Annotated in this window: 12 protein-coding genes; 10 read left to right on the top strand and 2 right to left on the bottom strand. The window is 70.3% G+C overall.

Annotation, left to right across the window (positions count from 1 at the left end; genetic code table 11):
• Positions 1-8: 8 nt before the first annotated feature.
• Positions 9-1049: a hypothetical protein gene (locus tag F0U63_RS31975; protein WP_395835715.1), complete on the bottom strand. Its 1041-nt coding sequence runs from the start codon at positions 1047-1049 to the stop codon at positions 9-11.
• Entirely contained in the window at positions 1010-2971 is a 1962-nt protein-coding gene (locus tag F0U63_RS31970; RefSeq protein ID WP_395835713.1) for a cation:proton antiporter, read from the bottom strand. Before F0U63_RS31970 ends, F0U63_RS31975 begins: the two co-directional genes overlap by 40 nt.
• Before the next feature lie 202 nt (positions 2972-3173).
• Here F0U63_RS31970 and F0U63_RS31965 point away from each other — a divergent pair, with 202 nt between their 5' ends.
• The 10 genes from F0U63_RS31965 to F0U63_RS31920 all read left to right on the top strand — a co-directional run bounded on the left by F0U63_RS31965 (position 3174) and on the right by F0U63_RS31920 (position 13281).
• The gene (locus F0U63_RS31965; RefSeq protein ID WP_395835711.1) at positions 3174-3704 is read left to right on the top strand and encodes a cupin domain-containing protein; all 531 of its coding nucleotides are present in this window, start codon (positions 3174-3176) and stop codon (positions 3702-3704) included.
• A gap of 119 nt (positions 3705-3823) precedes the next feature.
• Positions 3824-3988, top strand: coding sequence for a hypothetical protein (locus tag F0U63_RS31960; protein WP_395835708.1), 165 nt, complete (start codon positions 3824-3826; stop codon positions 3986-3988).
• A gap of 110 nt (positions 3989-4098) precedes the next feature.
• Entirely contained in the window at positions 4099-5670 is a 1572-nt protein-coding gene (locus F0U63_RS31955; RefSeq protein WP_395835706.1) for a B12-binding domain-containing radical SAM protein, read from the top strand.
• Positions 5640-6497, top strand: a complete 858-nt coding sequence (locus tag F0U63_RS31950) for a DUF692 family multinuclear iron-containing protein (RefSeq protein WP_395835704.1) — start codon at positions 5640-5642, stop codon at positions 6495-6497. Before F0U63_RS31955 ends, F0U63_RS31950 begins: the two co-directional genes overlap by 31 nt.
• On the top strand, positions 6494-7105 hold the full coding sequence (locus F0U63_RS31945; protein ID WP_395835702.1) for a hypothetical protein: 612 nt from the start codon (positions 6494-6496) through the stop codon (positions 7103-7105). Before F0U63_RS31950 ends, F0U63_RS31945 begins: the two co-directional genes overlap by 4 nt.
• Positions 7102-8001 carry an arginase family protein gene (locus F0U63_RS31940; protein ID WP_395835700.1) on the top strand — a complete coding sequence of 300 codons (900 nt, stop codon included), beginning with the start codon at positions 7102-7104 and terminating at the stop codon, positions 7999-8001. The genes F0U63_RS31945 and F0U63_RS31940 overlap by 4 nt, the downstream gene beginning before the upstream one ends.
• Positions 7986-9173, top strand: coding sequence for a DegT/DnrJ/EryC1/StrS family aminotransferase (locus F0U63_RS31935; RefSeq protein ID WP_395835698.1), 1188 nt, complete (start codon positions 7986-7988; stop codon positions 9171-9173). Before F0U63_RS31940 ends, F0U63_RS31935 begins: the two co-directional genes overlap by 16 nt.
• Positions 9163-10044 carry a hypothetical protein gene (locus tag F0U63_RS31930; RefSeq protein WP_395835696.1) on the top strand — a complete coding sequence of 294 codons (882 nt, stop codon included), beginning with the start codon at positions 9163-9165 and terminating at the stop codon, positions 10042-10044. Before F0U63_RS31935 ends, F0U63_RS31930 begins: the two co-directional genes overlap by 11 nt.
• A complete protein-coding gene (locus tag F0U63_RS31925; RefSeq protein ID WP_395835694.1) occupies positions 10044-11342 on the top strand; it encodes an MFS transporter in 1299 nt (432 codons plus the stop codon). The genes F0U63_RS31930 and F0U63_RS31925 overlap by 1 nt, the downstream gene beginning before the upstream one ends.
• Positions 11305-13281, top strand: a complete 1977-nt coding sequence (locus F0U63_RS31920) for a RiPP maturation radical SAM C-methyltransferase (protein ID WP_395835692.1) — start codon at positions 11305-11307, stop codon at positions 13279-13281. Before F0U63_RS31925 ends, F0U63_RS31920 begins: the two co-directional genes overlap by 38 nt.

Raw genomic sequence — 13281 nt, 5'->3', positions numbered from 1 at the left:
CGGGCCGCTCACTCGCCGCAGGTCGGCCGCTCGTCGGTGGGGTAGAGCGAGGCGATGCCATAGGTGCCGTTGCGCGTGCCGCACCAGATCCGCCACGCGGTGGGCCCCAGGTCCGCCGCCGCGTACACGCCGCCCTCCTTGCGGCCCCCGTCGCGGGCGCAGCAGCGGGCGAAGGCGCGAGTGCCAATGGCCACCATCCCCACGGGATCCGCCTGCTGGGTGAAGCCGCCGAGCTTCTTCTCGGCACAGGACCAGGGCGCCACGCCCCGGTAGCGGATGACGTACTGGCCCTCGCGCAGCGCCTGCCGGCCACGCGCCGGCCCGTCGAAGCACAGCTTGCCCTCGGACTCGAGCTGGGCGTAGCGCGGCAGGTAGTGCAGCCCGCCGATGGTGCGCGTGGTCCAGTCATCGCCGCAGAAGACGTGGGTGAAGGCGTTGCGCGGTCCGGTGCTCACCCAGAGGCCGGTGAGCCAGTCGAGCTGGGCCTGGCGCGTGCCCGTCCGGCCCGCCGCGGACAGGGCCCGCTGGAGGCGGGGATCCTCGTAGTGCGCGGCCATGAAGCGCCGCACGTCGCCCGCGCTCACCGAGGCGTCGGGCCGCGCCGGGCACATGCCGAGCACCTCGCGGTCCACCGGCGTGAGCGCGAGCGCCTCGCGCAAGAGGGGAGGGCGGGTGCACCGGGTCTCGCAGCCCGTGGCCACGGGGGCCTGGGCGGGCAGGGGCGCCGCCACGGGGGCCCTGTCCCGCGAGGCCAGGAACTCTCCACTCATGCGGGGCTTCTCCGGCAGCTCCGCCGTGCCGTCGCACTTCACCCAGCCCTCGCCCGCCGCCCCCTTCAACTTGCACCACGCGCGTCCGGGCCCTCCCTTCTTGAGCACCGGGTAGGCGACGCCCGGCTCCACGGTGAAGACGACCGAGGAGGACTCAGGCTCCTTCACCGCGCGCAGGGTCTCGCCGGACACGAAGGCTCCCGCGGCATGGACACGCGCGGGGGCAAGACACAGCAGGCTCAGGACAAGGAGGAGGGCGGAGAGGCGGGCGGATCGCATGGCGGCGGGAGGATACCCTCTCCACGCGGCCCGGATGGGCGGGGTGAGGACCGCGCGGCGTCCTGGCCGGGGAATGCTTCGGGCCGCCACCCATGAGACGCCAGCCAGGCTCGTCCCTCGTCCGCCCGTTCGTCGTCCAGGGCGAAGTCCACCCGGTCTCCCGCCAGGGGCTGGACGGTGTCGTCGTAGAGCCGCACCTGGCCCTCGCGCACCAGCAGCACCGGCAGCAGGGTCTCCTCCAGCATCCGGTTCACCCCCGGGGACGAGGACTCCAGTTGCGGTGCCTCCAACACCCAGCGCTCCAGCGACACCCGCCCCCGCTCGCTCCGGGACGCCCACTCATCCAGACCACGCTCCTCGCCGAAGAGGACGCGGCCGATGTCCCCCGCGTGCTCCTTGCGCACCGCCGTGTGCCCGCGATGCATCGCCACCAGCGGACGCGCCGTGCGGTCATGCTCGCGCACCTTGAGCGCGAAGAGCAGGTTCACCGCCTCGTTGACGGTGAGCCCCACATAGCCCGCGCGGCCCTCCAACTGGGCGCGCAGCAGCGTGCGCTCGTCCAGTCCGTCCCCGAAGAGTACCTGGAAGCCTTCTTCCTGGGCATGGCGGCAGGCCTCGGCCCCCATGTCCACGAGCGTCACGTTCTGCCCCGCGGCTCGCAGCGCGCGGGCCACCAGTCGGGCGAGCCCATTGGCCCCGAGCAGCACATAGCCGCCCGGCGCCGTGCGGCGCACCCCCAGCGCCCCCGCCACCCAGCCGCCACTGAGCCCCTGCAGCACCACCGTCACCGCGATGACGAGGAACACGAGCGCGCGCAGCTCGGGTCCGCCCTCCAGGCCGCTGTTCTCCAGCCGCGTGGCGAAGAGCGAGGCCACCGCCGCCGCGACTATCCCCCGCGGGCCCAACCAGGAGATGAAGCCACGCTCGCGCCAGGACAGCTTCGAGCCGCGCGTGGACACCCACACCGCGAGCGGCCGCGCCACGAACATCAACACCCCCACCGTGACGAGCCCCCGCCACCCGAGCGCCGTCACCTGGGCGAGCCGCACGTCCGCCGCCAGCAGGACGAAGAGCATGCCCACGAGCAGCACCGTGAGCTGCTCCTTGAAGGTCACCAGCTCGCGCCGCACGGGGACGCCGGCGTTGCCCACCACCAGCCCCGCGGTGATGACGGCCACCACGCCACTCTCCGGCGCGAGCGCGCCGCTCACCTGCACGAGTCCCAACACCATGGCGAGGCTGAAGACGTTGCGCAGCTCCTCGGGAATGGCCCGCTCGGACTTCAACCCCCACGCGATGAGCCTCCCCGCGAGCAAGCCCACGCCCAGGCCCACGCCCCAGCGCAGCGCCAGCTCCTGGAGGAAGGTGGAGAACGCCTCGGAGGCCGGACGCAGCGCCACCTCCAGGGCCACCACCGCGGTGATGGCGCCCACCGCGTCCACGAAGATGCCTTCCCCCTCGAGCACCGTCTCCACCGGGCGCACCACCCGGATGCGGCGCAACAGCGGGGTGATGACCGTGGGCCCCGTCACCATCACCAGCGTGCCGAAGAGCAGCGCGTTCCTCCAGCTCCAGCCCATGACCCCCCGGGCCGCGAGCGCCCCGCACGCCGCCGTCACCAGCGCCCCCACCGTGACGAGCTGGCGGATGACCCGCCCCTCCTTGCGCAGCCGGCGCACGTCCAGGCTCAGCGCCCCCTCGAAGAGGATGACCGCCACCGAGAAGCTCACCAGCACGGGCAGCGCCGTGCCCAGTCCGGAGGGCCATACCAGCCCCAACCCCTCGGGTCCCAGCACCACCCCCGTGGCCAGCAGCACCACGATGCCGGGGATGCTCAATCGCCGGGCGAGGATCTGCGCCAGCATCCCCGCCGTGAGGGCCAGGGCAACGGTGAGCGCGGGAGGGTGACTCACATGGTCCATGTCGGAAGGGGCCGCCTGATTGGAATCTCGTGGCCAAGCTAGCCATGACTCCCCACGGGGCAGCCCTCGCGCGGCCCGAAGGTCGGGCAGGCGACGAATGCGTGCTCCATCCGGGGTGATGCGCTCCGTGCCGCGTGCGCCGAGCCGCGCGGGGGGGGGGCGGTGGTGCTTTCGCCGGGGAGCGGCGGATATAGTTTCCGCCATGTCCAAACCCTCGCGCCCCTCTTTCATCCGGAACTACTCGGAGCTGCCCGCCGAGGCCGGGTGCTACCCCGGTGAAACCGAACTCATGAGCGTGGGGACTCCCCTGTCGCGCCCCCTCGGCTTGTCACGCCTGGGCATCCACCACGAGCTGGTTCCCCCCGGCACCCGCACCTCCTGGCCTCATGCCGAGGAGCTGGAGGAGGAGTTTGTCTTCGTCCTCGAGGGCCACCCCGACGTGTGGCTCGACGGCGAGTTGCACCGCGCGGGCCCGGGCGACGCCATCGCCTTCACTCCAGGTACCGGCATCGCCCACACGCTCATCAACAACACGGATCAGCCCGTGCGCCTGCTCGTCATTGGCGAGTCGCTCAAGGGTAATCGTATCTACTACCCGCTGCGCCCCGAGGGCTTCCCCGGCATGCGTCCGGAGCGGCACTGGTCGGACGCCCCCAAGCACCCGCTCGGTCCTCACGATGGCCTGCCCGATGCCAGCCGTCCTGTCTCCCCGGACACGGAGCGTTATCCCTGATTCCCCGGGTACTTGTCGTTTCCTGGCTTGTGCTATTCTTCGGCCCACCCGGTGCCCCGGGGGCGTCCAAGCGCAGCGGACAGGAGAGGAGCTTCACCCGTCTCTCCCTGGAGAAGCCCATGAACAACAAGACCGAGAAGAAGACCAAGATCAAGTTCGTCAGCCGTCTCACCCCCAAGCAGGATCAGGAGCAGGCACAGGAGAGCCGCGTGCCGAGCATTGACGAGGTCAAGATCGGCCAGACGTTCTTCGTGACCGAGGCTGGCCGTACCAGCATCTACTGATGTGCTGAGCGTGCCCTAGAGCACGCTTTCGTCTTTCTGCTTTGCTCCTCTCCTGTGTGATGCGCTTGGGCCGCACTCTGTAGGGGCATGAACGAGAAGGAGGAGTAGTCATGCGGGTCTGCCTTTTGTCTCCTCCTTACGGGGACGGTGGCGAGTCGATGCGGCCGATCGGCCTGATGGCCATCCACTCGTACCTGGAGGGCGAGTTCGGCTCGGCGGTGGAGGTGGAGCTGGTCGACTTCTCCGATTGCGAACCGACGGCCTACGCGCTCATCGACGAGTACGCCCTGTCTGAATACGACATCGTGGGGTTGTGCTCCTACAGCACCAATTTCATGCTCGTGCGGGGCTGGGCGGAGGAGATCAAACGGCGCAACCCGCGCTGCCTCACCGTGATCGGTGGCCCCCATGCCACGGCGTTGCCACAGCACGTGGCCCAGCACCACTCCGACGTCTTCGACTACGTCGTCCGGGGTGAGGGCGAGCGCCCCATGGCTGCCATTGTCCGCGCCGTGCTGGAGGGGCATGCCGAGCGGCCCACCGCGCCGGGCATCTGTTTTCTGGGCCCGCTCGGGGTGGTGGGCGGTCAAACCACGGATCCGGTGCGTGACCTGGACACCGTTCCGCCCCCCGTCACCCGGGTCAAGTCGCCCTACGAGCGCGAGACCTCCTATTTCGACAAGCGCGACAACCGGTTGCGCCGCGCCGTGGCGCTCACCACCAGCCGCGGCTGCCCGTTCACCTGCTCCTTCTGCTCCATCCGCGCTTCCAACTCCAAGTGGCGCTCGGTGAGCGCCGAGCGTCTGTCCGCGTGGATCCGCCGCTCCATCGAGCTGGAGCCGCAGCCCATCGAGCACGTCTACTTCATGGACGCGGACTTCCTCATCAATCGCAAGCGCGTCATCGAGATTGGCGAGATGATGGCGCGTGACTATCCGAAGATGACCTGGAGCTTCTCGGGCCGGGTGGATGACCTGGCGCGCCTGGGCGAGGACGCCATCGCGAAGCTGACCACGCAGGGACTGCGTGCCATCGAGATGGGGCTGGAGTCGGGTTCCCAGGCCTCGCTGGACCGGCTCAACAAGGACGTCACCGTGAAGGAGAACTACGACGCGGTGGCGATGCTCAAGCGGTTCGATCTGGAACTGGTCATCGACTTCATCAACTTCCTGCCGGACTCGACGCCCGAGCACCTGCGCGAGAGCCTGGACTTCGTGCGCAACGCGGGCCTGTCCGAGTTCTTCCCCGCGGATCACCTGTCCACCTACCTGCTGCTGTACCCGGCCACGCCGCTGCGCACCTTCTACGGCAACCTGTTCAACCGGACGTTCTCCAATGATGTGCTGCCGGAGCCGGATGATCTGTTCATCCACGAGGGCACCCGGCGCATCTTCAAGCACTTCGTGCGCGACTTCCGCCCGTACCGCGGCCGCCTGATGGCGCTGGTGGAAACCGTGGAGCGGGGAGCGCTGGAGCACGCGCAGTCGGATCGCGAGCTGGCGCAGTTCCTGCGCATCGAGTTGGTGTCGCTCAAGCACGTGCAGTTCCTGGTGCTGGAGGCGCTGTGCCGTCAGCCCGAGGCACAGTCCCTGCTGGAGGCGGTGCCGTGGCTCGCGCAGTTCGAGGAGCATGCCCGTCAACTGGAGGAGCTATGTGGTCGGAATCAAAGGGCAGCGGCCTAGAGGCGCTTGGACTGGGACTCTCCGCCACGCCCCGCGAGGCGCTGGAGTTCTGCGCCCGCAAGGAGCGCGGAGAGGCGGGGTTTCGTGACCTCGGCTACCTCAACATCGGGGTGGCCTCCTACAGCGACATCCCCGAGGAGCTCCCCGAGCGTCTGCGCCGGGCCGGACTGGGCACGGTGTCCCATCTGGAGGAGTTCAACCTCGTCGAGCCGGACATCGATCTGGGCGTGGCCGAGCGCGTGGCGCGCAAGGCCGCCGTGCTCTCCCCGGCCTGGTTCCAGGAGGACCTGGGCTTGTGGAGCCACGGCGGGACGGCCCTCTTCGGCCACATGATGAACGCCATGCACGCGGAGGCGGACGTGGCGCGCGTGGCGGGCAACATCCGCCGGCTCATGGCCCACACCGGCATGCTCTTCCTCGCCGAGAACGCGCCGGCCTACATGACGGTGGAAGGGATGGATCTGCTCGGCTTCCTCAGCCAGGTGGCCGAGCGGGCGGATTGCGGCCTGGTGCTCGACATCGGTCACCTGATTGGCTACTGCGTGGCGACGGGACGAGACCCGGTGCGCTACGTCCAGCAATGGGCGGGCATCGAGCGGGTGGTGGAGATTCACGTGGCCGGGTTCCAGGTGCTCGACAGTCCCCACGGTCCCATGTGGCTGGACGACCATACGCGCGTCATTCCGGCACGAGGGCTGGAGGTGCTGGGGACGGCGGTGGAGCGGGCGTCGAACCTCAAGGCCCTCACGTTGGAACAGGACGGGGCGGTGCCGGACGTGGTGCTGCACAACCTCGGCGCCGTGTCGGCGGTGGTCGCGATCTCATGATGGAACGTTACGCGGAACTCTTCTCGGCGTACTACACGGGAGAGGTACCTCCGGGCTGGTTGCCGGAGGACCAGCACTCCCGCTTCCGCGTGGACTCCATCCGCCGGCGATTGGATCTGCTGTCGCGGGTGCGCGAGCAGTTCCCCCTGACGAGCTACGTAGCCAATGCGCTCATGGACGAGCGCTTCCTGCTGGGGGTGTGCGAGCACTTCCCCCAGGCGACGCGGGCGACCAGTTCCCTGTCCCGAGCGGTGGCCAAGGCGCTGGAGGCCTGGGTCGCGGGACAGGACGCTCGAATCGAGGCGCTCCACGCCTACGAGTCCCTCCTGCTGGTGGGCCTGCGGCCCTGGTACGAGGGCCCGTGGAAGGAGGCGCTGCGCGAGCGCGGCGGCCTGCCCGAGCGCTTCCTGTTGGCGGAGTTCTCCCTCGACGTGCTGGCGCTGGCCGAGTACGTCGGGTTCCTGGCCCACCACGTGGCACCGGACTCCTTCGTGCGGGAGACCGTGGGGCGTCCCCGCCGCCAGGTGCTGGCCGCCTATCCCTCGGGCAACAGCATGCTGGCGCGAGACGTGACGGCGCTGGTCGACTCCATCGTGGGCCGCGTATGACGTCCGACCTCGTCATGCGGGCTCCGGGCAGGACGATCTTCGGCGTGCCGCTGTGGGCGCCGGAGCAGCCCTGTGACGTGGTGTTCGTGGGGGTTCCCGCGGACATGGGCATGCTCGGCATCCGCTCCACCCAGGGCGGCCCCGGCGCGCTGCGCGACGCCTCCATCGTCTTCCCCGAGGTCCGCGACGACGCGAACAGGCCCGTGGGCTGGTACGACTACCCGCAGCGGCGCGTGCTTCTCGCCGGGCGCCAGCTGCGGGACGCCGGCGATTTTCCCTACGATCGCCGTCAGGGGCCCGAGCAGCTGGAGTCGCTGCCGGACCTGTACGCCGCGCTCCGGGAGTCCTCGCGGCTGCTCGTCATCCTGGGCGGCGACCATTCGCTCTCGTACTGGATGGGGCGGAGCCTGTCGGGCGAGGGCGTGGTCTGGGTGGATGGGCACGAGGACGCGGGACGGGTGCAGGGGGAGGTGCCCCATCACGCCAACGTGGTGAGCTATGTGGAGCGGCTCGATACGGTGGGCTGTGTCGTCCAGTACGGCCTGCGTGGGCTGATCCCCGCGCTTCGCCGCGACCCTCCACCCCAGCGGACGCTGTGTGAGCGGCCCGAGGAGGTGGTCGCGGCGCTGCGGCGGTATGGCATCACCGAGGTGGCCCTGAGCATCGACGTGGACGTGCTGGACCCCTCGGTCATGCCGTCGGTGAGCTCGCCCCTGCCCGAGGGCCTGGGGTTCGCCGACCTGCTGACGCTCGTGAGTACCTTGACGCGGGGAGGCATCTCCATCCGGGTGCTGGAATTGATGGAGTTCGCGCCCGTGGGCGAGGCGGATCGCCTGCCCGCGCTCGCGCTGGTGAAGTTCCTGGTCCGGGTGGTGGACGCGTGTCTGGCCCGGTGAAGACGGACGGAGCCTGGGTGCGTGAGGCCCTGGAGCGCCTCACGGGCTTCCCGCATGCGGTCTTCGTGCAGAGCGGAACGGCGGCCTTGGAGCTGGTGCTGCGGTTGCTGGGGCGCCGGGGCTGGCGGGTGGCGCTGCCCGGGCTCACCTGCTGGACCAACCCCCATGCGGTGCGCAAGGTGGGCCTGCGCCCGGTCTTCTGCGACGTGGACGAGTACTGGGGCCTGCGTCCACCGCGCGAGCCGGTGGAGGTGGTGCTCGGGGTGGACCCCTGGGGGGGCGCGGGCAACTGGACCGTGGGCGGAAAGGAGCGGCTGCGCATCGGAGACGCCACGCAGTCGCCCGGTGCCCGCGTGGGAGGCGCACTGCTGGCCGAGCGCTTCGACGCGGCCATCCTCAGCTTCGGCGTGGGCAAGCCCATCAGCCTGGGCGGAGGGGGCGTGGCGCTCTTCTCCGACGAGCGGGCGGCCGTGGAGGCACGCCGCCACCTCCAATTCGGTTTCTGGGATGGCCGCTGGGCCCTGCACACGGACCGGTATGTCTTCCCGCAGGCCCTCTACCCCCTGCTGGCCGAGCGGCTGCGGCGGGCCCTGGTGGAGCTGCCCCGCGCGCGCAGGGCGCTGCCCGGCGAGCGCGCCGCGCTGACCCGCTTGCTTCCCCACCTGGCCCCCCCTCCGTTGCGTCCGGGGACGGAGCCGGGACTCTTCTCCATGACCCCGTTGATCCTCCAGCGGGGGGCCGCGCTCACCCCGGCGGACCTCGAGGCGGCGGCCATCGTGAGTGGCGTGCCGCTCGTGCGGCACCCCGTGTCGGCTCCCTACCTGGAGGCCGTGTGGCGGGGGCCTCGTCCGGACCGGCCGCTGCGCCGGGTGGAGTCGCTCTCCCCGCGGCTGCTTTTCTTCGAGGGCAGGGGGCCCAAGCCGCGGCGCGCGCTCGCGCGGTTCCTGTCGCTCGTGCTCGGCGCGCCGGAGCGCTTCCGCCGGCCCTACTCGCTGGGCGAGGCGGCCCCCCTGCCGGAGCATGTGCGGCACTGGGCGGAGCGGGGGACGGTCTGCCGCTCGGCTTCGGGTGAGCTCTTCGTGGTCGACCGGGCCCTGGCGCGCGCCTTCCCGGTGCCGGAGGCCATCGCGGCCGAGGTGCAGCGGCACGAGTGGAGCCCCCATGGCCGTTGAGTTGATCCACCTGGGCGGCTCGCCCGAGGAGCTGGAGGCGGCGCTGGGCTTGCGCCGGCGCCGCAACGTCCACGTGCAGGTGGAGCCCGAGGCGGTCCCCCATTTGCGTGCCACCGGCTTCGTGGAGGCACCCGAGGCGGTGAACGCCTTCGTGGAGCTGCCGTACGACGGGGCGCGCCGCTCGCACAACCTGCGCCGCAGCATTGGGACCGCCGTCGAGCGGTGGGAGCAGGCGGAGGTGTCGCTCGAGCTGCACGACGTCTCGTCCTACGGGCTGGAGCGGCTGATCGAGGAGTTCTACTTCCCCATCCTGGTGCGGCACCTGTACACGCGGGGGTTGTCGCCCTTCGGCGCCCACAACCTGGAGGCCTTCCGGCAGATCGCCCGCCCAGATACCTACGTGGTGATGGCCACCCGGGACGGCAAGGTCGCGGGCGGGGGGTTGTTGCGGCGCCGGGCCGGTGAGCCGTTGCGCTCCGTGCGGGGGCCTCTTCCCACGGGTCCCTGGGTGGAGGGGTTGGTGTATGCGCTCGCGCCGGTGTTGGACGGCTTGCAGCGTGCCTTCCTGTACGCCCTGACGGAGATCTTCTCGGCGGAGGGCTTCTCCCACCTCTCTTTCGGCAGGGATCTGCCCTACGCGGAGCCGCGCTACTCAGGAGTCCTCCTGGAGAAGCTGCGCTGGGCGGATTGCATCGCCGTGCATGAGGGCGCGCGGCGCCACCTGTATGCCTTTCACGAGGAGTCGCTGTCGGACTCCGGGTTGTTGCTGCTCGAGCAGTGCGCGGAGGGGCTCGCCGCGCGGGCCCTGGGCCGCGTCTTCGACAACCAATCCCATATCTCACGCCTGCTCGCTCGACGAGCCGAGGACTGATGCGCTCCTTCACCATCATCTGGTTCGGACAATTCCTGTCGATCTTCGGCTCGGCACTGTCGCGCTTCGCGCTGGGCGTATGGGTGTATGAGCGCAACCACTCCGTGTCGGAGTTCGCGCTCATCACCTTCTTCGGCGCGCTGCCCGAGCTGCTCCTGCTGCCCTTCACCGGAGCGCTGGCGGACCGGATGGAGCGGCGGCGCATCCTCCTCTTCTCCGACACGGCGGACGCGCTGCGCACGCTGTTGATCGCGGTGCTGTTCTTCTCCTCGTCGTTGCAGCCCTGGCATGTGTATGCCTCCGCGATGTTCTCGGCGTGCTTCGCGGCCTTCCAGTCGCCGGCCTTCTCCGCGGTGGTGCCTCAGCTGGTGCCCCGGGAGCAGCTGGGGCGCGCGAGCGGGATGATGGAGGTGGCGCAGTCCGTGGCGCTGGTGTTGGGGCCAGGGGCCGCGGGTCTGCTCATGGGCTCCGTTGGCATGGGCGGCGTGCTCCTCATCGATGGGGTGAGCTTCGTGCTGGGCGTGGGCAGTCTGCTGCTGGTGCGCATTCCCGCCCTGGCTCGCGAGCCGGAGCCCGGGCCGCGCAAGTCGCTGGGGGCCGAGGCCCTCGTTGGCTGGAACTTCATCCGCGAGCGCACGGGGCTGCTGGTGCTGTTGGGCTTCGCGCTGATGACGAACTTCCTCATCGGCTTCTTCAGCGTGCTCATGACGCCCATCGCGCTGAGCTTCGCCTCGCCGGAAGGGCTGGGGCTGGTGGTGTCGGTGTCGGGGGCGGGCATGCTGTTGGGCGGGTTGTTCATCGCGGTATGGGGAGGGCCGAAGCGCCGCGTCCCCGCGCTCATCGGCTTTCAATGCCTGGCGGGAGCGGCGATGATCGCCGCGGTGAGCCGGCAGTCGCTCGCGTTGCTGAGCGGCGCCGCGTTCGTCTTCCTCTTCTGCTTTCCGCTGATGCGCAGCTGCAGCCAGGTGATGTGGCAGATGAAGGTGCCCATGGCCATGCAGGGGCGCGTGTTCGCCATCCGCAAGATGCTGGCGCTGTGTGTCGCGCCCCTGGCCTACCTGCTGGCCGGACCGTTGGTGGCGCTGCTGGAGCGCTCCCTGGTGGAGGGCGGGGCCGCGGCGCGGCTGGGTGGGGTGCTGGGCATGGGGCCCGGGCAGGCTCCGGCGCTGCTGGTGATGGTCCTGGGCCTGCTCGTCATCGTGTTGTCCCTGTTGGCGCTGCTGGTGCCCCGGCTGCGGCACCTGGAGCGGGAAGTGGCCGATGAGCCTGGAATCCAAGCCGCCGGAACCCAAGGGTGAACCCATGAAGCTGACGCTCATCAGCCTGCCGTGGTCCGCGATGAACCGCCCGTCGGCCGCGCTGGGCGCGCTCGCCGCGTACGTGCGCCAGCACGAGCCCCGGGTGGACGTCGAGGTCCGCTACGAGTACGCCCACGTGGGGACCACCCTGGGCGCGCGTCTGTATGGCGAGCTGGCGAACCTGGCCTACGAGGCGGGGGAGCTGCTCTACATGCCCCTGCTCTACCCGGAGAAGCGCGACGAGGTGCTGGTGTACGCCGCCCGCGAGCTGGCGGCACGCAACCCCGAGCCGGGGGAGCTGTGGCCCGGTGCCTCCTCGTGGGAGGAGGTCGCCCGCTCCACCCTGGACGTGATCGAGCGGCACCTCGAGGCGCTGGCGCGCGAGGTGGCGGGCGACGCGGACGTCGTGGGCCTCACCACCTGCTTCGGTCAGCTCTTCGCCAACGTGGCCCTGGCCCAGAGGATCAAGGCACTCGCCCCCGACACGAAGATCCTCCTGGGCGGCTCGACCATCTCGGGGCGGGTGGGGCCCTCGGTGATGCGCGAGTACCCCTACCTGGACTTCATCACCCAGGGCGAGGGGGAGCTGCCGCTGGTGGGCTTGTTGCGCGCGCTCCTGGCGGACCGCGCGGCGATGCCCACCGTGCCCGGACTCCTCACGCGCGCCAACATGGCGCTGCACCCCGGCGGCATCGCTCCGGCGGAGGTGCCCGACATGGACGCGCTTCCCGTCCCCCAGTACGACGAGTACGCCGACTTCGCCGAGCGCACCGGCATCTCCTGGCTGGTTCCCATCGAGGGCTCGCGAGGCTGCTGGTGGGATCGGGTGCACCGCGCCAACAACCCGAAGAGCACCTGCTACTTCTGCAACCTCAACGTGCAGTGGCGGGGCTACCGGCAGAAGACCGAGGCGCGCGTGGTGAGCGAGCTGGCGGAGCTCTCGGAGCGCTACTCCAATGGCAGCTTCTTCTTCCTGGACAACATCCTGCGCTTCAAGGGCGTGGAGACGCTGGCGCGCTCATTGGCGGAGCTCGGCAAGGACCTGAGCTTCTTCTACGAGATGCGCGCGCACGTGCGCCCCTGGGAGATCCTCGTGCTGTGGGAGGCCGGCCTCACCGCGTCCCAGTTCGGCATCGAGGCCCTGTCCACCTCGATGCTCAAGCGCGTGGGCAAGGGGACCACCTGCATCCAGAACCTGGAGGTGATGAAGACCTGCTTCGAGCTGGGCATCCACAACCAGGCCAACCTCATCCTCGACTTCCCCACGTCCACGCAGCTCGAGGTGGAGGAGACGTGCCGGATGATCGAGCGCGTGGCGGTGGCCTACCAGCCGCTGGAAATCACCCGCTTCCACCTGGGGCAGGGCAGCACCGCCGAGGTGCTCCAGCGCGAGTTCGGAATCGTCAACGTGCGCAACCGGGACTCGTACCGCGCGGGGCTGCCCGAGGACGTGTGGCGGCGGCTGAGCCTGCTCGATCTGTCCTTCGATCTCGAGGGGCCCCTGGCGGACTGGACGCCCGTGGAGCGCGCGGTGGAGCGCTGGCGTGCGCGCGTGGCGGCGCAGGCGCGGCATCCCGAGCGCGGCGTGCTCACCTACCAGGATGGGGGCTCGTTCTTGCGGATCCAGGATCGCCGCGGGCCCAACTTCGACGTGGTGCTCAAGGGCGCCACGCGTGAGCTGTACCTCTACTGCTGCGAGATCCGCTCCCTGGAGCACGTGCTGGCGCGCTTCGGCGCGGGCTCCGAGGCGGCGCGCCGCTCCATCGAGGGGGTACTCACGCAGCTCACCTCGCACCAGTTGATGTTCCGCGAGGGGGACCGGATCCTCTCGCTGGCCGCGGCGCAGAGCCCGCGGGCGGCCGCGCGGCGCATCCAGATGCTCCACGACGAGGCCGAGCTCGAGGCCCAGGAGCAGGCCGCTCGCGAGCCGGCGGCGTGA

Source organism: Cystobacter fuscus (assembly GCF_044360685.1).
In the GTDB taxonomy this organism is placed as follows: Bacteria; Myxococcota; Myxococcia; order Myxococcales; family Myxococcaceae; genus Cystobacter; species Cystobacter fuscus_C.
This window is presented reverse-complemented; position numbering and strand designations above follow the sequence as displayed.

Coding starts and splice junctions, on each gene's coding strand:
- F0U63_RS31975 (WP_395835715.1), bottom strand. CDS start 1,049: ATGCGATCCGCCCGCCTCTCCGCCCTCCTCCTTGTCCTGAGCCTGCTG.
- F0U63_RS31950 (WP_395835704.1), top strand. CDS start 5,640: ATGTGGTCGGAATCAAAGGGCAGCGGCCTAGAGGCGCTTGGACTGGGA.
- F0U63_RS31940 (WP_395835700.1), top strand. CDS start 7,102: ATGACGTCCGACCTCGTCATGCGGGCTCCGGGCAGGACGATCTTCGGC.
- F0U63_RS31965 (WP_395835711.1), top strand. CDS start 3,174: ATGTCCAAACCCTCGCGCCCCTCTTTCATCCGGAACTACTCGGAGCTG.
- F0U63_RS31920 (WP_395835692.1), top strand. CDS start 11,305: ATGAGCCTGGAATCCAAGCCGCCGGAACCCAAGGGTGAACCCATGAAG.
- F0U63_RS31970 (WP_395835713.1), bottom strand. CDS start 2,971: ATGGACCATGTGAGTCACCCTCCCGCGCTCACCGTTGCCCTGGCCCTC.
- F0U63_RS31955 (WP_395835706.1), top strand. CDS start 4,099: ATGCGGGTCTGCCTTTTGTCTCCTCCTTACGGGGACGGTGGCGAGTCG.
- F0U63_RS31925 (WP_395835694.1), top strand. CDS start 10,044: ATGCGCTCCTTCACCATCATCTGGTTCGGACAATTCCTGTCGATCTTC.
- F0U63_RS31945 (WP_395835702.1), top strand. CDS start 6,494: ATGATGGAACGTTACGCGGAACTCTTCTCGGCGTACTACACGGGAGAG.
- F0U63_RS31960 (WP_395835708.1), top strand. CDS start 3,824: ATGAACAACAAGACCGAGAAGAAGACCAAGATCAAGTTCGTCAGCCGT.
- F0U63_RS31930 (WP_395835696.1), top strand. CDS start 9,163: ATGGCCGTTGAGTTGATCCACCTGGGCGGCTCGCCCGAGGAGCTGGAG.